Consider the following 25501-nt stretch of genomic DNA (forward strand, 5'->3'; position numbering starts at 1 on the left):
TATTATGCATTTCTTATGGTTATTAAATAATCAAGTTATACTGTTTTATCTCTTATTAATTATCTGTATTAATAAAAAATAATATGTTTTTCAAGGATTAACGAAATATTTGTCTGCTTACTTTTGCGATTGTTGGTCTATGAATTTCTTGCGGACATTTGTTCCATTAAATAGCAAAAAAAGGGGATTCAAGGCTTCTAGCGGACATCTATTCCTTTATTCATCGAAATTATGCTTCTATTTAACGCCTTTGCCTAAAATAACTTAATAAATGTCCGTTCTGCAAGCCTGTTATATCGTATCGGCTCATTGGTCATCCACGACATCAAAAAAGGTCAAAGCAATATCACTTTGACCTTTTTCTTATAGTTCTACATGTTCTCCTGGTTTCAGGTGAACGCCTTCTCCTGTTTTTACTTGGTTGCAGAATGCTTCTCCATCTTGTTCGATTAATGGGAACGTGTTGTAGTGCATTGGTACAACTTGCTTTGCTTGTATCCAGTCAGCTGCAATTAGAGCATCCTCTGGTCCCATTGTAAAATTATCACCAATTGGTAAAAAAGCTAAGTCAATTTCATTCATATCTCCTATTAATTTCAAATCGGAAAATAGACCTGTATCACCTGCATGATAAATCGTTTTTCCCTCAGCAAAGAATAATATACCTCCAGGCATACCACCATAAATTTTGTTTCCTTCCTCATCCTCAAACATGGAACCATGGAAGGCAGGTGTAAATTTCACTTTGCCGAAATCAAATGTATGTGCACCACCAATATGCATTGGATGTGTATTCAACCCTCGTGAACCGAAGTACACAGCTAATTCGTTTGGTGCCACTATAAGACAGTTAGTTCGCTCTCCAATACTGACCGTATCACCAACATGATCATTATGTCCATGCGTTAACAGAATAACATCTGGTTCTTGCTCATCTGGATCCAAATCACTCGTTCCGTTACCTGAGATAAATGGGTCGATTAAAATCGTATGTTCGGATGTTTGAATTTTGACACATGATTGTCCGTGGAAAGATACTTTCATGCAAATATGCACTCCTTTTCACTATATTATTCTATTTCCGTTTTTCCCATTTACGGTTTATTTAAACATGAATTAATAATATTGCCAAGATTTTTCATAGATTTCTATTAGTCTAGGGTTAATTAAGGTATTTACTACTAATTCTTTCTGTTCACCGTTCTTTTCCAATATATTCTCGTCTTCATCCTTGCCAAAAAAGGTTAAGGTTTGGAGCATCTCATCTGTTAAAAAATCCGTATCCACATCAATGGCTAATGAATCAACGTTTATCTGCTCCCTACTTGCCATTACGAATCCCCAGTTACCAAAACTCGGTACATCTACATGGAAATTTTCCACTTCTAAACCAGTGGAAGCAATTGTATTCGAAATCGTCCAATAGACTTCACGAGCAAATACTGGGCTTGTTGCTTGTATCATAATCGCTCCACCAGGCTGTAAATGGTTGCGAACCAACGAATAGAATTCTTTCGTATATAATTTATTGAGACTTTCATTATTAGGATCTGGCAAATCTATGAATATGGCGTCAAACCAATCCTCACTTTGCTCTAGAAATTCAAATGCATCCTGATTGACCACATTAACATTTTCATTTTGTAAGGAGTGATCATTTAACGCCAGAAGATGCGGATTTGAATTGGCCAATTCTACAACAGCTGGATCTAAATCAACTAATGTTATGTTATGGATGCCTGGATATTTTAACAATTCCCTGACAGCTAATCCATCTCCACCACCAAGCACTAACACTTCTTCCTGACTTTCGGTATATGCCATTACCGGATGAACTAATACTTCATGGTATCGATGTTCATCAATCGAACTCAACTGCAAGGCACCATCCAGATATAACCGAATATCTTCGTTTTGTTTAGTCATGACGATTTTCTGATATTGACTTTCTTCGAGATGGACAATCGGATCATTATAAATTTTTTGCTCAAAAGATAAAACTAGTGATTCGCCAAAAATCAAACCAGCTAGTAACAAGAGAGCGATAATTCCCCCAACTATTCCATGCAAAGTTTTTTTGATTAACTCCTTACGAAATAAATAAAGGACAACTAATGCTACAGAAAGGTTGATCACCCCAACTAAAAAAGCGGTTTTCACCATTCCTAATTGTGGGCGTAATAAGAAGACAAATAATAAACCACCAATTAGACCACCAGCATAATCAGAAAATAACACTCTTGCAGTACTTCGCTGTAATGTAACTCCTATCTCATTGGCTTTCCTGATTAAAATCGGTAACTCAACACCGGTTAATGCACCAATGATTAACGTAATGGAATAAAGAAATAATGCATCTGTTCCGTCAGAAAAAAAGGCGGTTGCTGCAAACATGAGAAAGCTAGAAAACCCACCAATCAAAGCAACAAGAAATTCTATGTAAATAAAAGATAAAATTAAATGTTTGGTTACTTTCTCACTTAAACTTGCACCAATTCCCATGCCGGTCAGGAACAACGAAATGGTTAAAGTATATTGCTTTACACCATCTCCTAAAATATAAGACCCTAGGGCCCCGAATAATACTTCGAATATAATACCACAGATCGATACGATACCTGATGCCCAATAAATAAAATGACTTTGCTTTACTTTTATCTCTTCCATACCTACTCCACACTTCCTATGTAGTCACGATTGGAAAAGCCTGACCTTTTACGTATTGATGGTCAGGCTTTCTGTCCCTTATGTGATAGATGATCCGATAACAAATGCCAAACCGACAGAAACAGCAAACGATATAATTCCAACTGCAACATTATTGGCCTTCAGTTGGTCCTCAACGGAAAATTTACGTGTAATCCCTTCAAATATAAGGTAAGCTATTAGTTGCAATACAACTCCATACGCTCCCCATATTAATGTTTCGACTACATCAATACTATGATAAATAGCAAATGCTAAGATAATACAAATTCCAATTATTTTTCCTGAGATGGATAGTGCAATAGCTTGATTACCATCCCTTACCTGCTCCCAATCTTTATATTTGGTTGTCAGCCATTCAAAAATAACCAGTCCGATAATCACAATAATAATTGCAGCAATAAAATAAATAAATGTTGAAATAAAAGGTTCCATATTCAACTCTCCTTTTTTATTATTTTCCTGAACTAGGTCCGCCTCCACGAAAAGAACCTAAACCTCTGTTAGTCGTTGTACCACCCTTATTATAACTGCGTGATGTAGAGTAGCCACCATAACAGTCATTGGAACTGCAGTAACTCCGTCTATTTGACACCCAGTTATTACCAAAGAAACTATCTAGCATACGGATCGTAAAATATGTAGTTAAGAAATTAGGTGAATAATTTTTACGAACAAATTGCTCACTTGCGACTTCGATAAATGTTGCATTCTCTAGCTCTTCACTATCTTTGATAATAATAAACAAGTCAGAGTAAGCAAGGATTTGTTGACCATCGATATAGTCACTGACCTCTTGCGGTTGTTTAATCTCGGCCAAGAGATCGGCTAGCTCCTCTACTTCAAACAGCAACGTTCCATAGACATTTGCAGTTGTGTCGTCGCCCACAACGGAATCTACAAACGGAAAATTGTTGGATATAAGTGCTTCCATATCTGAGTTATTGGTCGTTTTCAACTGGTCAATCATTTCATCTTTTGTTTCGGAAACCTGCAGATCTTCTTCTAAGATAGCATCGGATTCATCAAATGCAGATAAATTAGTGAACGAATTTGAATTACAGCCAACAAGTAAAATAAAAAATAACATGGTAATACTCAAGCCTATCTTTTTATTCACGCCAAAATCACCTCCTGCTTTCGTACTATATGTATCCATGAGAAAGAGGGTGTTCCAGACGTTTAGCACCATATAAAGGTTAACTAACTGCTGAAACCCCCCGCTTATGTTTGTTACTCTTTTCCTAGTTTCTTTTTAAGAGCTGCTAGTTCGTCATCGACATCGCTTTTTTCTAATTCTTCAAATTCATCATCTAGTGACTTGCTTGCGGAAGATAAGTCTTCACTTGTGTCAGCTTCTGCTTCAAACTGCATCACTTTTTCCTCCATACGTTCAAACCCTTGTTTCGAAGCATCATTCCCAATAGATGACATAGTACGGTTCATTTTCGTACGAGTTTTTGCTGATTCTGCTCTTGCTTTTAGAGAATCTTTCTTCAATTGCATTTGTTGATATTCTTTTTTCATTTCATCTAATTTTTCACGTAGCTGACCTGCATCGCGTTTAGCACGCTCCCAAGATTCACGAAGCGTATTAGCTTGGGCTTCTTGTTCATTCTTATCTTCTAAAGCACGACGAGCAAGGTCTTCGTTGCCAGCTTCAATAGCTTTTTCTGCTTGTGCTTGTCGCTTTTCTACTAGTGCTTGTGCATCATCTGTCTTTCTTTTCAACATTTTTTCATTGGCAATTTGTTTGGCTACTGCTGATTCTACCTCGCGGATATCAGACTCCATATCACGCATGAACTGATCTAGCATTTTCACCGGATCTTCTGCTTTGTCTAACATTGAATTCAACTCTGAGCTTACTACTGTTTTTACACGTTTAAAAAATTGAAACATACTAAATTCCTCCTAATAATGATTAATGTGAACCTGCAATAATTTTAACTTCATAATTTTCAATTGGATAACCAACGCTTGCTTCTACATCACTATTCCACTCTTCCACACTAATAAAAGATTTTTCAGCTGCATCACAATACTCAGCATAACGTATACGTTGACCTGTAAGCGAACTGCTTCGTCCCTCACCAGTTACATCTGCCTGGCCACTTTCATCTAGAGAGTAGGTTTTGTTATTAAAGACTAGCTGGTTAGGGAAATTGTCTGCTTCAGGAAGCTGAATTTTTTCATAAATACCTAGTTCCAATTCATCATCCATCTCGGCGGATAACCAGATTGTCCTTGTTTCCCCTAAAAGCTGGTAACTGTACCATTTATAATTGTTTTGTCTGTAGATTATTTTTCCAACTACTTCGTAATCAGCTAAATCATATTCAATGATATCCCCCACTTCTATCGAAAGCAAATCTCTCTTTCTGACAGTTGCTTTCTTTTCTTTTTTATTAAATAACTTGGAAAAGAAACCCAATGGTACACCTCTTTTCTTCCTTTAATGGGTTGTTATAATTAGATACGATCCATGTTAAAAAAGGTTTCAGTTTTTTTAGAAAAATTTATCGATTTTGATGAATAACATCTAATCCTCCTGTCACATCCACGACAGTACCTGTTATCATATCTGCATCGTCTTCACAGAAAAACATCACAGTTCGGGCAATATCTTCACCTGTTCCAGAACGCCCAATTGGTGTGTTGGGATCTTCGGACTTTCTGCTTTCCATTATCGATGCTTCCTTCATCTCTCCAACAATGTCACCTGGGCATACCATATTCGAAGTAATACCATTTTCGGCTTCTTCATATGCAATAGACTTGGTTAATGATACTAACCCCACCTTCGCAGCCGAAAAAGCAGCTCGATTAACCCAACCTGCTGCAGTATTAGCACTCTGAAAACCATAATTGACAACTCTGCCAAAATGCTGCTTTCGCATTGCTGGTATTGTTAATTGTAACAGATGAAAAACAGCATCTAAATTGCCGCGAATCATTTGATTCCATTCCTCTTCTTTATGGTCGATTAATTTTTTTCTTTCAAATATAAATGGTCCTGCATTATTTATTAAATAATCAATGGTTCCAAACCTTTCCACGGCTTTTTTTACAGCATTTGTTAGATCATCTTTATTACAGACATCAGCTTGAATAATTTCAATCGATGCATCTGGAAATTTTTCTAACATTTCTTTTGCACGCTGATGATCCCTGAAGTATGTAATAGAAACAGCATGTCCTTGATTGATAAATGCCTCAGTTACTTTTAATCCTAGGCCTTTTGTTCCAGCCGTAATAAAGGCGTGTCCCATGTTATTTCCTCCTTAACCTTACTTCTTTCATATCTTATATGTTACATGATTGTTTTATTTTTTTCTATTAAAGTGTAGACAATTTCTATTTAAGGCATGAAGTTTTATAAATGGTTAATCGTGGTATGTGAATAATAAGAAAAATTTATTCGATCTTTCACATGAAAACGGATACATGATATAATAAGACTATAGACGTGAAGGGAGAGATAGAGATGTCTTTTGAATATGATCGTATTTTAGTAGCAGTGGATGGTTCAGATGCTTCAGAATTAGCATTTAAGAAAGCCGTTGATATCGTTTTAAGAAATGATGCGAAGATGTTTTTAGCTCATGTGATTGATACAAGAACTATTACCACTGTCGCACCTGAAGTGTATGATCAAACACTTGCGGCACGTTCAGAAAATTATGCGCAAACGCTACTTGATGAATATAAAGATAAGGCAACTAAGAAAGGTATAACCAATATTACAACACATGTAGAAATTGGTTCACCGAAAATTAAAATCCCAAAAGATCTAGCTAAGAAGTTTGAAGCTGATTTGATTATTTGTGGTGCAACAGGAATGAATGCAGTAGAAAGGTTTCTAATAGGAAGTGTTTCAGAAAGTATTACCAGATATGCATCATGTGATGTGTTAGTTGTGAGAAGTTAACCATTATAACCTCGATAGACTGACTACTGATAGAGAGCAAATCAAGCTCTCTATTTTCTCATGTAAGAATTGATTTTTTGGTAGCATACATATTACTTGAACAGAATCCATAATGATATAAGATATAAACATGAATGTTTTGTAATAATTAGAATTGTTTGAATATTTTTATTTTTATAAATACATTAATATATTACTAGTTATGTGGTATAGTTATTATCGTATTATTTTGCAATTGATATAAAACGACCTTTTTTGACAAATTCTAACTTCCTTTTTTATAAGAAAACGCAGGTCTTTGTAATCGATTGCGAAATGTAAGGGGTATCTTGTTAGTTTCATTGACAAACCACTTAAAATAAACAAGCTTTCCATTATAATAGTAGGGATAGACTGTGACAAAAGGAGGTAAATTAGTTGAACACCGAACAAATGAAGCAAACTAATATAAAAGCTACCAAAACAGATCGGCCGTGGAAAAGATCTTTAAAAGATTTTTATAAAAAACTAGTGAAGAATAAGAGTGCCTTAATTGGTGGATATTTAATTATTATCCTAATCATTATCGCTATTGTAGGTCCATTTCTTACTGTTATGGAACCAGATACAACAGATTATGCTATTAAACTAGAAGGGCCTTCTGCTGATCATTGGTTTGGCACCGATCATCATGGAAGAGATATTTTCACTCGTGTTATTCATGGCCTTGGGATTACGATGTTTATCGGCTTTACTGCTACGATTTTAGGTAGTATTGCAGGTGTCATTATTGGTATTATTTCCGGATACTATGGTGGCAAAATTGACGCAGTAATCATGCGTTTTATGGACATCCTACTAGCATTCCCTGGTATCTTATTAGCACTAGCTTTAATCAGTATTCTAGAACCAAGTCGTTCTAATGTTATTTACGCTATTGCTATTTTTGCTATTCCGACATTTGCACGGATTGTAAGAGGATCAACACTCGCAACCAAAAACTTAGAATATATTGATGCAATGAAAGCTCTTGGAGCTTCAGATTTGAGAATTATTTCGAAACATATATTTCCAAATATCCTATCACCTATTATTGTTCAAGCAAGCTTGTTTATCGCAAATGCTGTTATTACCGCAAGTGGTCTTTCCTTCCTAGGAATGGGAGAACAACCACCATCTCCTGAATTAGGTGCATTACTTAGTGATGGCCGAGATTTCATGTGGGATGCAGGGCATATCGCTTTATTCCCAGGCTTGGTAATCATGTTAATAGTATTGGCATTTAATGTGTTTGGTGATGGTTTACGAGATGCTTTAGACCCTAAAATGAATAAAAAATAAAGGAAGAAGGTGCACTAATGTTTCAATTTATTGTTAGACGTCTCATTCAATTGATCCCTGTTCTATTAGGTGTAACCATCATTGTTTTCTCACTTATGCACCTTACTCCGGGGAATCCAGCACAAATTATTGCTGGAGAAAATGCGCCAAAAGAGACCATTGAACAAATAGAAAACCGGTTAGGCCTTAATGATCCTATACCTGTTCAATATTTTCATTTTCTAAAAGATGCTGTTATGTTAGATTTCGGAACTTCTTGGAGAACAAGTTTACCAGTAAGTCAAGAACTTGCGCCCAAGTTTTGGGTTACGCTTGAACTAGCCGTATATAGTACGATATTTAGTATATTCTTAGGTTTAATAGCCGGTATTATCTCAGCTGTGAGACAATATTCCATTGCGGATGTAGGGATAATGCTCGTCGCTTTATTCGGGCTATCTATGCCAAATTTCTGGTTCGGTTTAATGCTTATGCAATGGTTCTCCCTTCAACTAGGATGGTTACCGCCAACAGGTTGGGGATCACCACAACAAATAATCTTACCAGTTATTACTTTAGGGACAATGGGTGCTGCCGTTATCGCTAGGATGACAAGGTCCAGTATGCTTGATGTTATCTCACAGGACTATATCCGAACAGCAAGAGCGAAAGGTTTAAAAGAAAGAGTAGTCATTTACAGACACGCTTTAAAAAATGCGCTTATTCCTGTTGTAACCGTAATCGGGTTACAGTTTGGTAGTTTACTAGCAGGTGCTGTTTTAACAGAGACCGTTTTTGCTATTAATGGCATGGGTAAATTAATGGTCGACCGAATCCTTGCAAGAGATTTCCCTGTTGTACAGGCATCCGTTCTCATTATTGCTGTTGTCTTTGTTTTTGTTAACTTAATCGTCGATATTTCTTATAAATTCTTAAACAAACGAATTAATATGGATTAAATCCTTACAGAAAGAGGTGAGCGATGTGAATCAAGATACTATTTTAGACATAAATGATTTAAGAACTTCCTTTCTAGTGGATGGATTTGAAGTGAAAGCTGTCGACGGCGTTTCATTCAAATTACCGAAAGGAAAAACAATCGGAATTGTTGGTGAGTCAGGATCTGGTAAAAGTATTACAGCGATGTCTATTCTGCAATTACTAGATAAGCCAGGCAAAATTATGGGTGGGGAGATTAATTTTAAAGGAAGAGACCTTACAAAATTAAGTGAAAAAGAGATTCGTAACATTCGCGGAAATGAAATCTCCATGATATTTCAGGAACCGATGACGTCCTTAAATCCTGTTTATACGATTGGACAGCAAATTCGTGAAACACTAAAAGTCCATCAAGGTCTTGACAAACAGCGTGGTACAAAAAAAGCTATTGAACTGCTTACTTTAGTTGGTATTCCTTCGCCAGAACAACGTGTGAAACAATATCCACATGAATTGTCAGGTGGTATGAGACAACGTGTTATGATTGCAATGGCACTCGCTTGTAATCCAGAATTACTTATAGCAGATGAGCCTACCACCGCGTTAGATGTAACTATTCAAGCTCAGATTCTTGAATTAATCAAGAATCTTCAATCAGAATTAGGTATGTCTGTTATCATGATCACTCATGATATGGGTGTAGTAGCAGAAACATGTGATTATGTTGCCGTTATGTATGGTGGAAAAGTTGTAGAATACCAAGATGTGAAATCAATATTTAAATCTCCTAAACACCCATATACGGTAGGCTTACTCAATTCAATTCCTCGCCACGATACAGACGTAGATGAACTAGAGCCTATTAAAGGGAATGTACCAAGTCCTAAAGATATGCCTGATGGATGTCGTTTTGCACCTCGTTGCCCGTTCGCAACAGAGTTGTGTACCCAAGAACTCCCAACATTAGATACTCAGGCAGACGGTGGCGAAGTACGTTGCTGGATATACACAGACCGTTGGGACGGAGATCCGGAGGTGAATGTACGTGAGTCAAAAAGAACTGCTCAAAGTGAATAATTTAAAACAACATTTCCCTATTAAAGGGGGATTTTTAGGAAGAACCGTAAACCATGTAAAAGCTGTGGATGATGTCACTTTTGATATTTATGAAGGTGAAACACTAAGTGTTGTAGGTGAATCTGGATGTGGCAAATCGACAACAGGACGCGCTATTTTACGCTTAGACGAACCTACTGAGGGTTCCATCGAGTTTGATGGTGTTGACTTACTAGCATTAAACAAGCGGGAAATGAGAAAGAAACGAAAAGATTTACAAGTAATCTTTCAGGACCCTTATGCTTCTCTTAACCCGAGACAAACTGTAGCACAAATCTTGATGGAATCTATGGCAATACAGAAGGCTGTACCAAAAGAAAAACGTAGAGAGCGAGCGATCGAATTACTTGAAACAGTTGGACTAAATGCGGACCAGATCGATCGTTATCCACATGAGTTCTCAGGTGGACAGAGACAACGAATTGGTATCGCACGTGCACTATCCGTTGATCCAAAGTTAATCATTTGTGATGAAGCTGTTTCTGCTCTTGACGTATCCGTACAGGCGCAAGTTCTTAATTTGCTTAAGAAGCTTCAAAAAGAATTCAATTTGACATTCTTATTTATTGCACACGATTTAGGTGTTGTTCGTCATATTTCCGATCGAATTATTGTGATGTATCTAGGAAAAATCGTGGAAATCGCTGATAAGAAATCATTATTTGAAAATCCACAACATCCTTATACAAAAGCATTACTTTCTTCGATCCCAACACCAGATCCAGAAGTAAAGAAAGAAAGAATTATCCTAAAAGGAGATGTTCCTTCTCCTATTAATCCGCCACAAGGATGCAGGTTCCATACAAGATGTCCTTTCGCTACAGATATTTGTAAACAGGAAGTTCCTGCGTTACGTAATTTGGATAATATGAAAGAAGGCCATCGCGCTGCATGTCATCATATTGAAAAAATCGCAGCAGAACAATAATCTGAAAAAAGATCTTTGACAACTATAAAAGTTGTCAAAGATCTTTTTTAAAGGGTATGAAAGTATATAACTAGCGCAATCGCCGTGTTTAACGAAGTAGTTATTTTGACATATTTTATGTGTGTTTGCCAACGCTCCGACTAATTACTTCGCTATGAGGAAGTGCAGCAATTCTTGTCAGAAGTAATAGGTTGACTTTTATAAAATAGATAAGAGCAAGAATAGCTATCCATAAGTATAAAAGCAGCAATGTTACATCATGCTAGAGTTGGAGAGCAGAAGTTAGCTAAAGGGCAACCCCCACGGAAAGGGAAGTGGGCAGCCGGATTGGTCGTCAAACTGTTCAAATATTTCATCATTACTACCAAAGTAATAATAGACCAGCAGAGTTTGCCGGTTTTTCTTAAAACTTTGATTTAGTTGTTACTACTTTTATAAAATCCATAAAAAAGGAAGCCATAGCCGGCTTCCTTTTTTATTATTATTCTTCGATATATGCGTCTTTAATTTGGTAAATACCTTGTGCATTGATGCCAAAGTCTTTAACTGAATCACTTACTCCTAATAAGTATTCTTGGTGATGCGTATACATCATTGGAGCAAGATCAACAAGCTTTTGTTGTACTTCGCTATAGATTTGTTGGCGTGCTTCAGGATCTGTTTCACGACGGCCTTCATCTAATAATTCATCTACTTCATCATCTGCTAAGAAAGAACGGTTACCCGGCTCACCCTGCTGAGAGCTATGGAATAACGGATACAATCCGTAATCAGCGTCAGCTGTTACCGTAGACCAACCTAGAATAAACATATCGTGCTCTGCGTTAGCAGTACGCTCAATGTATGCACCCCATTCTAACTCTTCAATCTCAACATCGATACCTATATCACCTAATTGTGATTGTAGTGCTACTGCTGTATCAACACGCTGCTCATTATCATTTGTCCAAATCGTCGTTTCAAAACCATCTTCATAGCCTGCTTCAGCTAATAATTCTTTCGCTTGTTCAACATCATATGGTAAACCTTCAATCGAATCATCATAACCAAACACAGGAGGTGCTAATGCCCCAATCGCAGGGATCCCTACTCCATTCATCACACCATTGATAATTTCGTCTTTGTTAACCGCCATAGAAATAGCTTGACGAACTTTTTCATCATCAAACGGTTCTTTTTGCATATTAAATCCTATATAAGAGACAGAAACACTCGGTGCTTGTAATACACTAGCATCAGCAAGATTGTCTACACGTGAGATATTGTTTGGACCAATTTGATCTGCTACATGAGAGACACCCGTTTCTAATTCTGCAACACGAGAACTTTGTTCAGATACTACTTTAAACGTAACACTATCTAACTTTGCAGGGTCTCCCCAATAATCTTCATTTTTAGTTAACGTGATGCTCTCACCTGGAGACCAGTCTTCTAGTTCAAACGGACCAGTACCCGTTGGATTTTGGTTAATATATCCATCAACATCTCCACCATCTTCTAGCTGTGCATAGTCTTCGTCGATGATTGCAGGACTCATAATTCCTGTTCCATCATGTGCTAAATTCGCCAATAATGGTGCATAAGGGTATTCAAGTATAATCCTTACCGTATAATCATCTTCTACTTCAATACTTTCAACTTGTTCAAGTAAAAAAGCACGTGGGGACGCTATGTCTTCATCAATTAAGCGTTCAAAGTTTTTCTTTACTGCCTCAGCATTGAATTCTTCCCCATCATGGAAAGTAACACCTTCCTGAAGCTGGAATTCCCATGTTACATCATCAATTTGCTCCCAGTCTGTTGCCAAGCCGGGTTCAACTTCTTGATCCTCGTTCAGTGTAGTTAATGTTTCATATATATTTTCACGAACATTACTGGATGGTGTATCATTATTACCTTGCGGAGAAAGTGATACTACGTCTGATGGAAGAGAGATCACTAATTCCCCGGAACCTGCTGCTTCTTCGTTCTCGTTGCCTTCTTCTGCTGAATCGTTTTCATCTGTTGTTTCCTCCGGTTCACCGTCACCTGCACAACCAACTAGTGCAATCGATAGTACAAACAGAAGAGATAACATTAAAACTAAATGTTTAGATTTCATTAATCTAAACCCCCCTCTTTTTAAGTTTTTGTAAAGATTATGTAATATATAATCATGTTATAATATAACTGAAATTTCCCAAACTTTCAAGCAATTTTGTCAAATATCTTCCCACACTTTTTTAATTCAAGATTTGTTACAAACTATTGACTTTCAGATATTGACATATTAATCATTAACTTATAATAGTAAGTTTAATCACCATCAACAAGGAAGCTAGCTTACTCCTGAATGGAAGGCCATCTGCCCGTTTGCGTAGACTTCCAATCTTTTTTATATGCAAATAAAAATAGATCTTCTCCCTATTTAATAGGAAAAAGATCTATTTCAGAATAAATTTATTGTGTTAATCTCACTGCATCTCTAGCAATCATTACTTCCTCGTTCGTTGGAATAACAATTACTTTTACAGGGGAATGTGGATAGTTTACAAATGTTTCTTTACCACGAATGTTGTTTAGGCTTGGATCCCAGTATACACCCATAAACTCTAATCCTTTTAATACACGTTCACGAATCGTTATACTGTTTTCACCTACACCAGCGGTAAAGATGATCGCATCCACACCATGCATTCTTGCAGCATAGGAACCAATGTATTTATGAATTCTCTCTGCAAATACTTGAAGAGCTAATTCGGCACGATTGTCACCATTTTCTGCTTTTTCCTGGATATCTCGTAAATCACTAGAAAATCCGGATAAAGCTAGCATACCACTTTTCTTATTTAAAACATTCATTACTTCTGAAGCAGATTGTCCAGTTTTCTCCATGATATATGGAATTAAAGCTGGATCAATATTTCCAGATCTTGTCCCCATTGTAACACCAGCTAAAGGTGTAAAGCCCATAGAAGTATCAATTGACTTACCTTTTTCAATTGCTGCGATACTTGCGCCATTTCCTAAGTGACAAGATAACAGACGTAATTGTTCCAAAGGTACACCCATTAACTCTGAAGCACGTTCAGAGACGTATTTATGTGACGTACCATGAAATCCGTATTTACGGATGCCATATTTCTGATAGTATTCATATGGTAAACTATATAAATATGATTGCTCAGGCATTGTCTGGTGAAATGCTGTATCAAATACTGCTACAGAAGGTACATTAGGCAACACTTCACGGAAAGCACGAATACCAGTTAAGTTTGCTGGATTATGCAACGGTGCTAACTCAGATACCTCTTCAATTTCCTTAATTACTTCATCAGTAATCACTACCGAATCATTAAATTTCTCGCCACCGTGTACAACACGATGACCGATACCATCGATTTCATCCAAACTTTTAATTACACCAAATGATGTTAATTTATCAAGTAATAGCTTGACAGCTACAGCATGATCAGGAATATCTCTTGTTTCTTCATCTTCTTTATCATCAAATTCAATAGAAAAAACGGAATCAGCAATACCAATTCGTTCAACTAGTCCTTTTGACAACACTTTTTCTTCCGGCATTTCAATTAGTTGAAACTTTAGTGAAGAACTTCCGGCGTTTACAGCTAAAATTTTACGCAACATTTTCAATCCTTTCATTCTTTCATTTACTTATCCTGGCTAATAAAATCAATGTTTTGACATATGTTCAAACATTCCCATATCCATTTAAACACCGTCAGAATAAGTTTGCAACCGGAATATCAAATGGTAACGTTTGCTTCATGAAATTTTTATTTTCTGACTATTCTCACTTTTCTAATTTGAACCAATCATCGATTTTTTTAAGGATGTTTTGAGTCTTATTGACATCTTTAAAGGATGGCAATTGAGCCATTAATGTTTGCTTTGGTGGTTTTGTATCCTTACCGTGCTTCTGTAAGACTAAGATACTTTTAGCATGTTGTTCGGAAGAAAACATTGATAATGGTAATTGCAGCAGAGCTAATATATGGGCATTATTGTGCAAATACTTTTGTAATTTATCACTTTGATCACTAGTAAAAAGAAAATTAGGGATGACGAATAATAAGTACCCTGCTTCTTTTGTGTACATTATACTCTGTTCAATGAATAAGTGATGTGCATAAGCATGTCCTTCAGCAGCATTCAATTCAAATTTAGCGGCTTGTTCATCGTTTGGATAATATCCGACAGGTAAGTCAGCTACAACCGCATCAACCGGCTCTAACAATAAAGGTGTTAAGCTATCTTGATGAAAGTATTCAACCTCAACTTCCTGCAGATTCGCACTTTCTACTGCTAACTGAATCAATGTCGGGTCAATTTCACTTCCATACCCTGTAACATCTGCTTCTACCTGATTAATCACAGCAGTTAATAAATTCGTAGCACCACTTGCCGGATCAAATAGTCGTAATTGTTTTGTTTCAGGCATTAATTTTTGGATAAAGTAGCCCATAAACATTGCTACACTGTCAGGTGTTACAACGTGTTGATGTTGAGTTGATCCCTTCATTCCTTTAATTAAGGCTAATTGAATGACTTTACGAATCGATTCACTTGTAGTGTCTTCACTATAAAATGATTCTTTTAGTGATGCTAAACTATCTGCTGTCTTTTTATCAGGTAAATCTAAGGCTTCTTCTGTTTGAATAGCACGTAATGCAAAAATTAAACTTTCTAAATAAGGTTCATTTTCTGTTTCTTCTATAGTAGATGTTAGTTGATCCAAATCTGAAAAAGCTTTTTCTATATCAAATGACATCTTTTACTCCCTCCACAATATACAAAATGATTCACTGCCTAACTTATCATGGTGCTAAATGTCCGTTCTTGCAAGATAGGACGCTATAACACCCTGATAAGCTTCGCTAACCAACAGTGGGTTCAAATCCCACTGTTGGAAGTCTCACTATTTTATGAGGGCAGTGAAATCAAATTGTCTACTGAGAAGCATTATATATCATTACCTTGCTGCTTTTCATCTCTTCTTTGTTTTAACATATCTAAAACCTGGTCAATTACTTGCGGGCTTTTCTCTAACACTTTCTCATAAGCTGTTGTCGATTCATTTAGTGGCAACAGCCGAACTCCTTCTTTATTAGCAATGACAAATGCTGAAGGGATAATGGATACACCTCCACCACTTCCACCACCAAACGGGATGATCGATTCTGATTGAGTATCATCTTGCCCACTTTCTTGACCTTTTTCTTGACCTTTTTCTTGACCTTGCTGATCTTGTCCTCCCCCAGGTACAAACTCACTGCCACCAGCTGCAAAGCCAAATTTTACTTTTGATAAAGGAATGATCAAGCTGCCATCTGGAACTTCTATTGGTTTACCAATTGCTGTATCCACTTCGATTAATTGTTTTAAATTGGCCATCGTTAAATTCATAAATCCTTCTAACGGGTGAACATTTTGATTATTATCTTCCATTATTGTCTGGCTCCTTTTCGTATTTTTTTCATTTTCTTCATTTCTTTGATAGTCTTACTCAAATTTACCGATATCATGCACTCACCTGCTGATTGAAAAGTTTCTTGTTCAAAATCTGCTGCTATATTAATTTCAACGTCTCGTTTACTACTATAATGAGCTTTAATCCATTCAGCTAACGTGGTGATAGACACGTAAAGGTATGCTGTTATCGAGGGATCATATGTAGCAACAATTGTTTCGGTATGTAAAGCTTCAATTTCTGATTTTTTCAACAAACTTTTTACAAGATGATACATCTCCTTCATATCCACGCTTTTATCTGTTTCTAAAGATGTTAAATCGAACTGGGTGAAATCGATTGTCTCTTGATAAAATGTAAAACGTAATATACTAATTTTAAATTGGACATTTTTATCCTCTTCATCCCATTGCCAATCCAATGATATATATACTCGCGACCTCAGAAAAATGAAAAAAATGATAATGAAAAGAACGATTATAATCAATAATAGGACAATCAGCATACTCTCACCTCTTCATTATTATTTACGAGTAAATAGTAGATTAATCATAAAGTCGTAACAATCAACACAAAATAATCAAAGTTATCAATAGGATAGCTTTGGAAACCATGATAAGATGAGAATAGATACATATGCTTGCTAGGAGGAAGGAAAATGGACAACAGAAGTAAATTATATTTTTACTACAAGAAAAACGAGGAACTTATCAACAAATTGGAACCGTTATTTGAATATGTGGAAAATCAAGGATTTCAAATCGTAGAAGAGTCTAAAGAAGCTAATATTATCATTAGTGTTGGTGGGGATGGTGAATTTCTGCAAGCTGTCCGTCATACAAACTTTCGTCAGGATTGCTTATATGTAGGCATTACCCAAGCAGATGAATCTGGCTTGTACTGTGATTTTAACATTGACCAATATGATGAGATGGTGGCATCAATGAAAAATGACAGTATTGAGGTTCGTCGCTTTCCAATAATTGATGTTACGATCAATGGTCAGTCAACATTCCATTGTTTAAATGAAGCCGCTATTCGTTCTGCGATTATTAAAACGATTGCAATGGATGTATTTATTGATGATAATCATTTTGAACGCTTTCGTGGAGATGGATTAATCGTGGCCACACCTACCGGAAGTACGGGGTATAACAAGTCAACTTCAGGTGCTGTAATTGATCCGAAAATTCCTTGTTTACAAGTAACGGAGCTTGCTTCATTAAACAATAACCGCTACCGTACGTTAGGTTCTTCATTTGTATTAAATCAAGATCGAATCTTGCGTCTAGAGGTCATTCAGGATGGTAATGATTACCCGATTGTAGGCCTTGATAATGAGGCATACTCAATAAGAAACATTCAAACATTAACGATTCAGCTAAGTGATAAACGAATTAAAACAGTCAAGCTGAAAAACAACTCCTTCTGGGACCGCGTTCAACGAACCTTCCTGTAAGTTGAACGCTATTCTACTGTTATCTTGATCGGACATTTAATCCGTTATTTGTTCTTTTTTGGTATAGAATGACGTTATTTTCATTGAATAGCGGAATAGATGTCCGCTTGTAGCCTAAAATCGCCACTTTTATCACAAATAACGGAACAAATGTCCACACTACTTTTCACAAAAAAACCAGAGGTGTTACGCCTCTGGTTTTTCGTACATAACTTCTCCGTCTACGATGGTTGCTTTTACTTCGATTTCGTGGAATCGACCAGGATCGTGTTTGAACAAGTCTTTTTCCAATATAGTAAAATCCGCTACAAAGCCTGGCTGAATCATGCCACGGTCATGGGCATGATTAATAACATAGGCACTACCCTTGGTATACAAAGAGATCGCTTCAAAAACCGAAAGCTTTTGGTGACTGCCATACACTTGTCCATCAATGTTTGATCTTCTTGTTACAGCTGCTTGCATCCCTAATAACGGGTTTACCTCTTCAATTGGTGCGTCTGATCCACCAGCACAAGCAATTCCATTATTTAAATAGGTTTTCCATGGATAGGCATCATTCGTTCTTCTATCACCTATCCTATCCTTGACCCATGGGAAATCCGATGCAACAAAGGAAGGCTGAATATCCAGCACAACCGGAATTTTCTTTAATCTGTCCAATAACTTGTCATTCATAATTTGAGCGTGAATGATCCGGTCTTTCAAACCATTATTTAATGGATACTTTTCAATACAAGCTACTATCTCCTCAACCGCCTGATCACCTATTGCATGAACGGCTACGGGATGCTCTGTTTTTCGCGCTTTTTGAAATAAAATCTCTATATTATGCCGCTTATGAATTGGGATTCCCACATTACTTGGGTCATCGTGGTATGGTTCACTCAACCAAGCTGTTCTTCCCCCTAGTGCGCCATCCGAAAATATCTTCATTGCACCAAGAGTAGTAAAATCTCCTCCATCACCATAGTGTAAACCTTGGTCTAACATTTCATTAAAAACAAGATGATGAACTAATAGGTGTGCTCTAAATTTATACTTCTCAGGTAAAACCTTGTGATACGCATTCAAGGTACGTTCAAACCCACCATAATAAGAAAGATCTTCACTATGTCCGCCAACTAAACCTAGTCGAAGAAGATCTTCAATTGCGACTTTAACGGTTTCCTGTAACTTAGATTCTGATATTAGTGGCATTATTTCCTTCACTAATTCCTGGGCTTGATCTAATAAATATCCGGTTGGCTCTCCAGATTGATCTCGGACAATTTTCCCGCCTTGTGGGTCTTCCATTTCCCTCGTTATCCCAGCTAAGTCCAACACTTTAGAATTAACTATAAGAGCATGACGGCATATTCGGGATAATATGATCGGGTGTTCACTTGAAATATCATCTAATTCTTTCTTATCAATAATTCTGACTTCTTCCCATTGATTTTCATTCCATCCATCTGCAATTAACCATTCCTCTGGTTCTAATTCTTGTGCTTTTCTTTCTAAAGCTTGCAATACTTCATTTGCAGATTTCATAGATGATAAGTCTAAATGTAACAATTTTTCACCATGTCCAATAATATGTAAATGACTGTCGACAAAACCAGGATACATGATTGCTCCACTCAAATTGTATTCGTCGTCTATACTGTTCCTCCATGTATTTCTTAACGCTGATTCTTTCCCGACACCCATGATTGTTCCATCTTCTACATAAACAGCTTCTGCTATCGATGTTTCATCTTCCATTGTGTAAATTGTACCGCCATAAAAGAGTGTGCCCATTCTATCACCTAGCCTAATATTCTTCTGTTGATTATGATATAACGATAGCAAAAAGTCATCCATAAGAAAAGGATAGTGCACTTAGCACTATCCTTCATTTTATTATTGATTTGCTTGACCACCCATTTGTTGTTCAGCCATTTGTACAAGACGTTTTGTGATCTCTCCACCAACTGAACCATTGGCACGTGAAGTAGTGTCAGCACCTAAGTTTACACCAAACTCTTGTGCAATTTCAACTTTCATTTGATCTAGAGCTTGGCTTACTCCAGGAACTACTAGATTGTTTGAACTGTTGTTGTTCGCCATTTGCTTTCACCTCCTCTTGACTACATTACTATCATGAACTTTTAGAGGTGAAATCATGCAAAATATTGACTGGTAGTTGTTGTTAATTCATCCAACAGTTAGAGTAAGTCTTCTAGTTCTTCTTCTTGTTTATCTTTTGCTTCAATCTCAACGGTTTCGATCGATGACAAGATTTCCTTAATATCTGACTCAAACTTTATATTAGCTTCAAATTGCTCTACTTTTTCCAATTTTGGTTTTGTTTTTGGCTGTTTAGGTACAAATACTGTACAACAATCCTCAAAAGGACGAATAGAGATATCATACATATCTATCTCTTCTGAAATTCTGATGATCTCGTCTTTGTCCATTGCGACTAATGGTCGAATAACAGGATAATTGGTTACAGCATTAATCGCGTGCATGCTTTCCATGGTCTGACTGGCAACCTGTCCAAGACTTTCACCAGTTACAAGTGATAAGATACCTTCTTGTTCGGCAACAGCTTCACTGATACGCATCATCATTCTGCGCATCACCGTCATGGAATAACCATGTGGAATCTCACGATGTATTTTCTGCTGTAATGCTGTAAAAGGTACAATATGGACTTTAATCGAATGACCATAAAAAGACAGTTTTTCCGCTAAATCTAACACTTTTTCTTTCGCTCTTTCACTTGTATATGGTGGTGAATGGAAATGGATAGCTTCCAATTGGACACCACGTTTCATCGTTAAATAACCAGCAACAGGGCTATCAATACCTCCAGATAATAGCAGTAATGATTTTCCTGAAGAGCCTACTGGAAGTCCAGCAGCACCTGGAACCTTTTGCGATGTTAAATAGGTTGCTTCAGAACGAATATCAACGGTAATTTCCAAATCCGGCTGATGAACATCTACTGTAATGCCATCTGTATTGGACAATAAATATCCACCAAGCACTTGATTAAATTCTTGTGATCCAATTGGAAACTCTTTATTGGAACGCTTGGTTGATACTTTAAAGGTTCTTACATTCTCTGTTTCAGTTAAAAGTTTAAGTGCTTGCTCTTTAATGGCTGTTTCCTCATTTTCTACCTTAAGTGCCACACTCATATTTTGAATACCGAATATTTTTTGGCATCTGTCGATGATTGCTTCCGGGTCCTCACCATTTAACACGATATACATGCGGTCACGCTTTTTGTCTACTTTAATAGCTGGGAAATTGCGCAATGCAAGACGGACATTTTTAGCTAATTGCGTTGTAAACAGTTTTCGATTTCGACCTTTTAATGTGAGTTCCCCATATCTAATTACTATATGATCATATTGCATTGATATCTACCCCATTACTTCACTTAATTTTTTTATAACTTCGGTTAATTTTTGAAAGAAATAATCGATCTCGTCTTTGGTTGTCTCATAAGACATACTAATACGCAAGCCGGAAATTGCAATATCGCGGTCTTTACCACAGGCAATAAGTACAGCACTTTCATCCGCACTCTTCGATGAGCAAGCAGACTTAGTCGAAATAAAGATATCAAATTCCTCTAATGCATGTATAACTACTTCCGGTTTTAATCCACGAACAGAGAAATTTACTATGTGCGGTGCACTAGCGATCTTTGGTGTATTGATGACAACTCTATCTAACGTTTGCAGTTGTTCCATTAATGCATGCTTTAAAGTAGTCAATTTCTTAGAAAGTTCTGACTGCTTTTCTTTAGCAAGACGCATCGCCTTTACTAATGAAACGATCCCGGCAACATTCTCTGTACCTGAGCGTATTCTTCTTTCCTGACCACCACCATGAGCTAATGAAAACAACTTCACCGTTTGCTTTACATAAAGAACTCCAGTTCCTTTCAACCCATGAATTTTATGACCAGATATCGTACATAAATCCACATGACTTGCTTGAATATTTATTGGGACTTTTCCATACCCTTGCACATGATCAACATGAAAAAATGCTTTCGGATAGCTTTGTACGATTTCTCCTATTTCTTTAATCGGCTGAATCGTTCCTATTTCATTATTTACATGCATGATAGAGACTAATATTGTATCTTCGCGCATTTTTTTCTTTAAGTTGTCTATATCCACTAAACCTGACTCATCCACATCTAAATAGGTCACTTCAAAACCTAAAGCTTCTAACCCTTGGCAAGTTTCGATAACAGACGGGTGTTCAATAGAAGAAGTAATAATATGTTTTCCTCTATTTTGATGTTCTAGCGCAATTCCTTTAATCGCTAAGTTATTACCTTCTGTCCCTCCCGATGTAAAGATAATTTCATTAGGGTTAACTTCTAATAATGATGATGCTTGTTCTCGGGACTTACGTAATAAACGTTCCGCATCCATCCCAATCCCATGAATAGATGATGCATTCCCAAAGTACCCGGTAGATGCTTTCGTAAAACTGTCTAATACTTGTGGATTTGGTTTTGTGGTAGCACTATTATCTAAATAAATCATCCTTGAACCTCTCTTTTTTCGATTAACATTGAGATATCTTATCATATTTTACCGATCGTGCAAATAAGTTATGCCTGACAAAAGTTTGCTACTGACAATAGAAAAGATATCCCTATATCAATACAGGAATATCTTCTCGACTTTACTATTCAACCGCAATATCTAACTTCGACATTATCTCATCAATGGAAACTGTATTGTCATCATTCAATTCCAAATTCATGTTTGCTAAAGATTTTGGAGCTTGTTGCGATTGTTCAGATTCAGTATCTGACTTGCTCGACTCTTGATCTTGTGCTCCAGTGTCAGTATTGTCGGGCATTTTCTTTGATCTAAATATAAAATTGGTCTGTTTGTAATCGTGTTTGTGTTGCACTACTTCATGTTGATCAGCGTATACATAAGCTGTTTGCCCTAGATCTAAATAAAAGAATAGAACAATTCCCCAGATGGTAACTGTCACGCTAGATAGTGCCATTACTAACCATTTCATGATGTCTTCCCACCTTTGCTATACCTAATTAGCCTTTCGTTGAAATGCTTTGTCCATTTCTTCAATTTTTGCCATGGCATTGGAATCTACTTCCTCCAACGCCTTTACCGCTGTTTCTAATGCATTTTCGTATTTATAATCTCTAAATAATTGTTCCGCTTCCGATAAATGGGAAGCTAATAATGGATGACTACTTCGATATCGATTTCCATATTGAATAGCTAATTCCACTAAACGCGCCTGATCCAGTAATAAATTGGTTTGCTCGACAAAATTATTAACGGATTTAGTCGCTTCCGCAATGCTATGTTGTACTTTCCCCATATCTAACGGATGTTTTTGTAACTGTTTTAAAACCACTTCACATTTTTCCGTTGATTCTTCCAATGCATTGATAATAAAAGAAGGAATTCCTGGCATATTGCTTTTCTGTAACTTTTTATCGGTATGAATCAATTGTTGCTTTAATTTAGCAATCTGTTCTTTTGCTTCCATTTCATCTTTTCTTAAATCTTTAATCTGCAATTGGAAATCTGCTTGTGCTTTATCTAACTTATCCAGTTCTTCTGAGAAAGTATCCAGTTTATCTTTAATTTCTAAATGATTTGCTTGACGATCTTCATATTCTTTTTCAATTTGTTCAAATTGATTTTCTGTTTTAGCAAGCCATTTTTCAATGCTGAGGAACAGTTCAAGATCGGCCTCTTCTAAATAGTATGTTTGTTGTAATTCTTTAATTTCATTAGAAGTGCTTTCCACCTGCTCTTGAATATCGATTAAATGTTGTCTCGCATTCGGAAATTGACTTTCTACAATTGATTTTGACTTTGCTTCTTTTTCCAATAACTGAAACATTTCATTCAGACGTTCTTCCATTTGTTCTAATGATTCTTCAATTTTATTTGTCTCACCGTTATCTAATTCTTTTATCGCATTTTTTAACATATTTTCATATTGCTTTAATTCTTTTTCAAAACCAAACTGCTGTACACGATAACCTTCTTCTTCCATTTCAGCCATACCTCTAAGCAAGTCTTTCATCTGATCTGGAATTTGCTGTTTGCATTGGCGATAGATACCTGGAAAAGCACTGATTCTTTCTTCTATATTTTCTATTTCGTCTTTTAGTGCTTCAATTAAATCTTGTGCTTCCATATAATTTCCTTCATCTGTTAACATGGAGTACTCTGTTAAACGTTTCTCCAACTTCGTTAATTCTGATTCAAAAACAATTTCCGCTCTACCAAATTGCGTACGATTATGTAAGAGGTATTTCTTCAGTTCTTTAATTCTCGGATCTAAATCTTTAATTTCTTGTCGAACATATTTCTCTGAATTAAGCAAATGATCTAGTTCCGTATACATGTCTTCAATATTCTTTTCAATATTTTGCAAGGCTTTTTCAACATGTTGCAGATTTTTCTTCGATGCATTAATTCGAAATCTGTCTGCAGCTTCTTCTGCATCTAACAAATATTCCTCCATATCTGGCAGTTCTCTTGTCAGAATGAAGTCCCAGTTTTCTTTCCAGCTCTCAAATTTTTCTTGTGTTTCACCTGATAAATTTAGTTGTTTTACTTTGGCCAATTCTGCCGTAACATTTCGATTCATAATATCCATCTTCCATGCTTCCAGGCGATCGACATTATCATAGACCTTTTTCCTAAAGATGAGTCCAATAATAAGTAATACAATAATAATAAGAATTCCACCGATCACGAATTCCAACATAAGTAATCCTCCTTTAAAACAACCGATAGCTTGTATATGTATAGTTAAATTTCCTTATATTTTAAGACGACTTTATTGTTACTTGTTATGATACCATGTTTCTACACCTTTTTGCTAAAAATTTTACTATTTTTGAATATTTTTATCGAAATCTGTTTTTTTATATAATTAAGTTTGATGATTTGTCACGTAAGTTAATGTGTTGTATGATAAATAAAATTCATATTGAGGAGTGGGGACATATGTTTGAAACACAAAGTTATAACGGTGCTAAACAGAAAGATTATCCAATCGTTATTAAGCAATTAGATGCCCTTTTACATGATGAACCTGATGTAATTGCAAATTTATCTAATGCATCTGCATTATTAAACCAATTTTTAGAAGATGTGAACTGGGTAGGTTTTTATATTTGGAAAGACGACGAATTAGTGTTGGGGCCATTCCAAGGGTTGCCTGCATGTGTACGAATTAAAAGTGGCAAAGGAGTATGTGGAACAGCTGTTGCGGAAAAGAAAACCCAACTGGTAGCAGATGTACACCAATTCCCTGGTCATATTGCTTGTGATGCAGCAAGCCAATCAGAAATCGTTGTACCCATTATCAAAGATGGTGAAATTTTCGGTGTATTAGACATCGATAGCCCTAATAAAAATCGCTTTGATGAAACGGACCAGAAATATTTAGAACAATTCGTTCAAACTCTAGAAAAATATATTTAGAACACATATTGCTATTGACATTACTCCCCTAGCATCATATAATGGACTTTGTGTAAAAAAGGTAGCCTATGTGAACCGCTGGCTGACCATTTTGTTCCTCATTGGAAAAGCTAAAGCGAGGTGCATCGAGTAACTCTCTGCTACTAGGGCGAGGATGCATGAA

25 protein-coding genes are annotated in these 25501 nt (G+C 36.4%); 7 read left to right on the forward strand and 18 right to left on the reverse strand.

Annotated elements, in window-relative coordinates; all coding sequences use genetic code 11:
- Positions 1–363: 363 nt before the first annotated feature.
- The 7 genes from GHT08_RS11880 to GHT08_RS11910 form a co-directional block, all read right to left on the reverse strand.
- Positions 364–1044: a metal-dependent hydrolase gene (locus GHT08_RS11880; protein ID WP_163581616.1), complete on the reverse strand. Its 681-nt coding sequence runs from the start codon at positions 1042–1044 to the stop codon at positions 364–366.
- 72 nt (positions 1045–1116) lie between these two features.
- Positions 1117–2667, reverse strand: coding sequence for a polyamine aminopropyltransferase (locus GHT08_RS11885; RefSeq protein ID WP_163581617.1), 1551 nt, complete (start codon positions 2665–2667; stop codon positions 1117–1119).
- A gap of 78 nt (positions 2668–2745) precedes the next feature.
- Positions 2746–3141, reverse strand: coding sequence for a DUF350 domain-containing protein (locus GHT08_RS11890; RefSeq protein WP_163581618.1), 396 nt, complete (start codon positions 3139–3141; stop codon positions 2746–2748).
- Between the two features lie 19 nt (positions 3142–3160).
- Positions 3161–3826 carry a DUF4247 domain-containing protein gene (locus GHT08_RS11895; protein ID WP_238343559.1) on the reverse strand — a complete coding sequence of 222 codons (666 nt, stop codon included), beginning with the start codon at positions 3824–3826 and terminating at the stop codon, positions 3161–3163.
- A gap of 113 nt (positions 3827–3939) precedes the next feature.
- Positions 3940–4608 carry a PspA/IM30 family protein gene (locus GHT08_RS11900; RefSeq protein ID WP_163581619.1) on the reverse strand — a complete coding sequence of 223 codons (669 nt, stop codon included), beginning with the start codon at positions 4606–4608 and terminating at the stop codon, positions 3940–3942.
- A 22-nt stretch (positions 4609–4630) separates the two neighbouring features.
- Positions 4631–5140 carry a DUF4178 domain-containing protein gene (locus tag GHT08_RS11905; protein ID WP_163581620.1) on the reverse strand — a complete coding sequence of 170 codons (510 nt, stop codon included), beginning with the start codon at positions 5138–5140 and terminating at the stop codon, positions 4631–4633.
- 85 nt (positions 5141–5225) lie between these two features.
- Complete coding sequence (locus GHT08_RS11910; protein ID WP_163581621.1) at positions 5226–5978, reverse strand: SDR family oxidoreductase; 753 nt, start codon at positions 5976–5978, stop codon at positions 5226–5228.
- A 215-nt stretch (positions 5979–6193) separates the two neighbouring features.
- Between GHT08_RS11910 and GHT08_RS11915 the strand changes: the two genes are divergently transcribed.
- The 5 genes from GHT08_RS11915 (at position 6194) to GHT08_RS11935 (ending at position 10919) form a co-directional block, all read left to right on the forward strand.
- Positions 6194–6637 carry a universal stress protein gene (locus tag GHT08_RS11915; RefSeq protein WP_163581622.1) on the forward strand — a complete coding sequence of 148 codons (444 nt, stop codon included), beginning with the start codon at positions 6194–6196 and terminating at the stop codon, positions 6635–6637.
- Between the two features lie 432 nt (positions 6638–7069).
- Positions 7070–7957: an ABC transporter permease gene (locus GHT08_RS11920; protein WP_238343565.1), complete on the forward strand. Its 888-nt coding sequence runs from the start codon at positions 7070–7072 to the stop codon at positions 7955–7957.
- A gap of 17 nt (positions 7958–7974) precedes the next feature.
- A complete protein-coding gene (locus GHT08_RS11925; protein ID WP_163581624.1) occupies positions 7975–8895 on the forward strand; it encodes an ABC transporter permease in 921 nt (306 codons plus the stop codon).
- 25 nt (positions 8896–8920) lie between these two features.
- Positions 8921–9952 carry an ABC transporter ATP-binding protein gene (locus tag GHT08_RS11930; RefSeq protein ID WP_163581625.1) on the forward strand — a complete coding sequence of 344 codons (1032 nt, stop codon included), beginning with the start codon at positions 8921–8923 and terminating at the stop codon, positions 9950–9952.
- Positions 9915–10919, forward strand: a complete 1005-nt coding sequence (locus GHT08_RS11935) for an ABC transporter ATP-binding protein (protein ID WP_163581626.1) — start codon at positions 9915–9917, stop codon at positions 10917–10919. The genes GHT08_RS11930 and GHT08_RS11935 overlap by 38 nt, the downstream gene beginning before the upstream one ends.
- A 481-nt stretch (positions 10920–11400) precedes the next feature.
- Here GHT08_RS11935 and GHT08_RS11940 read toward each other — a convergent pair whose 3' ends face one another.
- From GHT08_RS11940 to GHT08_RS11960, 5 genes are all read right to left on the reverse strand, one after another.
- Positions 11401–13020: a glutathione ABC transporter substrate-binding protein gene (locus GHT08_RS11940; RefSeq protein WP_163581627.1), complete on the reverse strand. Its 1620-nt coding sequence runs from the start codon at positions 13018–13020 to the stop codon at positions 11401–11403.
- A 338-nt stretch (positions 13021–13358) separates the two neighbouring features.
- A complete protein-coding gene (locus GHT08_RS11945) occupies positions 13359–14546 on the reverse strand; it encodes an acetate kinase (protein ID WP_026287360.1) in 1188 nt (395 codons plus the stop codon).
- A gap of 169 nt (positions 14547–14715) precedes the next feature.
- Positions 14716–15693, reverse strand: a complete 978-nt coding sequence (locus GHT08_RS11950; RefSeq protein WP_163581628.1) for a class I SAM-dependent methyltransferase — start codon at positions 15691–15693, stop codon at positions 14716–14718.
- A 191-nt stretch (positions 15694–15884) separates the two neighbouring features.
- Positions 15885–16370: a GerW family sporulation protein gene (gene ytfJ / locus GHT08_RS11955; RefSeq protein WP_163581629.1), complete on the reverse strand. Its 486-nt coding sequence runs from the start codon at positions 16368–16370 to the stop codon at positions 15885–15887.
- Entirely contained in the window at positions 16370–16813 is a 444-nt protein-coding gene (locus GHT08_RS11960; protein ID WP_163581630.1) for a hypothetical protein, read from the reverse strand. Before GHT08_RS11960 ends, ytfJ begins: the two co-directional genes overlap by 1 nt.
- A 237-nt stretch (positions 16814–17050) precedes the next feature.
- On the opposite strand from GHT08_RS11960, the gene GHT08_RS11965 reads away from it, so the two are divergent.
- On the forward strand, positions 17051–17851 hold the full coding sequence (locus GHT08_RS11965) for an NAD kinase (protein WP_163581631.1): 801 nt from the start codon (positions 17051–17053) through the stop codon (positions 17849–17851).
- Positions 17852–18037: 186 nt separating this feature from the next.
- On the opposite strand, the gene GHT08_RS11970 is transcribed toward GHT08_RS11965, so the two are convergent.
- The 6 genes from GHT08_RS11970 to ezrA form a co-directional block, all read right to left on the reverse strand.
- Complete coding sequence (locus GHT08_RS11970) at positions 18038–19714, reverse strand: amidohydrolase (protein ID WP_238343560.1); 1677 nt, start codon at positions 19712–19714, stop codon at positions 18038–18040.
- Positions 19715–19735: 21 nt separating this feature from the next.
- On the reverse strand, positions 19736–19942 hold the full coding sequence (locus tag GHT08_RS11975) for an alpha/beta-type small acid-soluble spore protein (RefSeq protein ID WP_018933566.1): 207 nt from the start codon (positions 19940–19942) through the stop codon (positions 19736–19738).
- A gap of 98 nt (positions 19943–20040) precedes the next feature.
- Positions 20041–21243 (reverse strand): tRNA uracil 4-sulfurtransferase ThiI, encoded by a 1203-nt coding sequence (gene thiI / locus GHT08_RS11980; RefSeq protein ID WP_163581632.1) that lies wholly within the window; start codon positions 21241–21243, stop codon positions 20041–20043.
- Positions 21244–21249: 6 nt separating this feature from the next.
- Positions 21250–22392, reverse strand: coding sequence for a cysteine desulfurase family protein (locus tag GHT08_RS11985; protein WP_163581633.1), 1143 nt, complete (start codon positions 22390–22392; stop codon positions 21250–21252).
- Between the two features lie 145 nt (positions 22393–22537).
- Positions 22538–22885, reverse strand: coding sequence for a hypothetical protein (locus tag GHT08_RS11990; RefSeq protein WP_163581634.1), 348 nt, complete (start codon positions 22883–22885; stop codon positions 22538–22540).
- A 24-nt stretch (positions 22886–22909) separates the two neighbouring features.
- Positions 22910–24616 carry a septation ring formation regulator EzrA gene (gene ezrA / locus GHT08_RS11995; RefSeq protein WP_163581635.1) on the reverse strand — a complete coding sequence of 569 codons (1707 nt, stop codon included), beginning with the start codon at positions 24614–24616 and terminating at the stop codon, positions 22910–22912.
- Positions 24617–24858: 242 nt separating this feature from the next.
- Between ezrA and GHT08_RS12000 the strand changes: the two genes are divergently transcribed.
- Positions 24859–25338, forward strand: coding sequence for a GAF domain-containing protein (locus tag GHT08_RS12000; protein ID WP_238343561.1), 480 nt, complete (start codon positions 24859–24861; stop codon positions 25336–25338).
- Positions 25339–25501: the final 163 nt, after the last annotated feature.

The sequence above is a fragment of the Gracilibacillus saliphilus genome (assembly GCF_010994085.1).
Lineage (GTDB): Bacteria > Bacillota > Bacilli > Bacillales > Amphibacillaceae > Gracilibacillus > Gracilibacillus lacisalsi.

What these genes read in the sequence shown, in the direction of transcription:
- GHT08_RS11915 (WP_163581622.1), top strand. Translation starts at nt 6,194, where the DNA reads ATGTCTTTTGAATATGATCGTATTTTAGTAGCAGTGGATGGTTCAGAT.
- GHT08_RS11885 (WP_163581617.1), bottom strand. Translation starts at nt 2,667, where the DNA reads ATGGAAGAGATAAAAGTAAAGCAAAGTCATTTTATTTATTGGGCATCA.
- GHT08_RS11990 (WP_163581634.1), bottom strand. Translation starts at nt 22,885, where the DNA reads ATGAAATGGTTAGTAATGGCACTATCTAGCGTGACAGTTACCATCTGG.
- GHT08_RS11985 (WP_163581633.1), bottom strand. Translation starts at nt 22,392, where the DNA reads ATGATTTATTTAGATAATAGTGCTACCACAAAACCAAATCCACAAGTA.
- GHT08_RS11940 (WP_163581627.1), bottom strand. Translation starts at nt 13,020, where the DNA reads ATGAAATCTAAACATTTAGTTTTAATGTTATCTCTTCTGTTTGTACTA.
- thiI (WP_163581632.1), bottom strand. Translation starts at nt 21,243, where the DNA reads ATGCAATATGATCATATAGTAATTAGATATGGGGAACTCACATTAAAA.
- GHT08_RS11920 (WP_238343565.1), top strand. Translation starts at nt 7,070, where the DNA reads ATGAAGCAAACTAATATAAAAGCTACCAAAACAGATCGGCCGTGGAAA.
- GHT08_RS11900 (WP_163581619.1), bottom strand. Translation starts at nt 4,608, where the DNA reads ATGTTTCAATTTTTTAAACGTGTAAAAACAGTAGTAAGCTCAGAGTTG.
- GHT08_RS11950 (WP_163581628.1), bottom strand. Translation starts at nt 15,693, where the DNA reads ATGTCATTTGATATAGAAAAAGCTTTTTCAGATTTGGATCAACTAACA.
- GHT08_RS11880 (WP_163581616.1), bottom strand. Translation starts at nt 1,044, where the DNA reads ATGAAAGTATCTTTCCACGGACAATCATGTGTCAAAATTCAAACATCC.
- ytfJ (WP_163581629.1), bottom strand. Translation starts at nt 16,370, where the DNA reads ATGGAAGATAATAATCAAAATGTTCACCCGTTAGAAGGATTTATGAAT.
- GHT08_RS11975 (WP_018933566.1), bottom strand. Translation starts at nt 19,942, where the DNA reads ATGGCGAACAACAACAGTTCAAACAATCTAGTAGTTCCTGGAGTAAGC.
- GHT08_RS11890 (WP_163581618.1), bottom strand. Translation starts at nt 3,141, where the DNA reads ATGGAACCTTTTATTTCAACATTTATTTATTTTATTGCTGCAATTATT.
- GHT08_RS11965 (WP_163581631.1), top strand. Translation starts at nt 17,051, where the DNA reads ATGGACAACAGAAGTAAATTATATTTTTACTACAAGAAAAACGAGGAA.
- GHT08_RS11910 (WP_163581621.1), bottom strand. Translation starts at nt 5,978, where the DNA reads ATGGGACACGCCTTTATTACGGCTGGAACAAAAGGCCTAGGATTAAAA.
- GHT08_RS11925 (WP_163581624.1), top strand. Translation starts at nt 7,975, where the DNA reads ATGTTTCAATTTATTGTTAGACGTCTCATTCAATTGATCCCTGTTCTA.
- GHT08_RS11935 (WP_163581626.1), top strand. Translation starts at nt 9,915, where the DNA reads ATGTACGTGAGTCAAAAAGAACTGCTCAAAGTGAATAATTTAAAACAA.
- GHT08_RS12000 (WP_238343561.1), top strand. Translation starts at nt 24,859, where the DNA reads ATGTTTGAAACACAAAGTTATAACGGTGCTAAACAGAAAGATTATCCA.
- ezrA (WP_163581635.1), bottom strand. Translation starts at nt 24,616, where the DNA reads ATGTTGGAATTCGTGATCGGTGGAATTCTTATTATTATTGTATTACTT.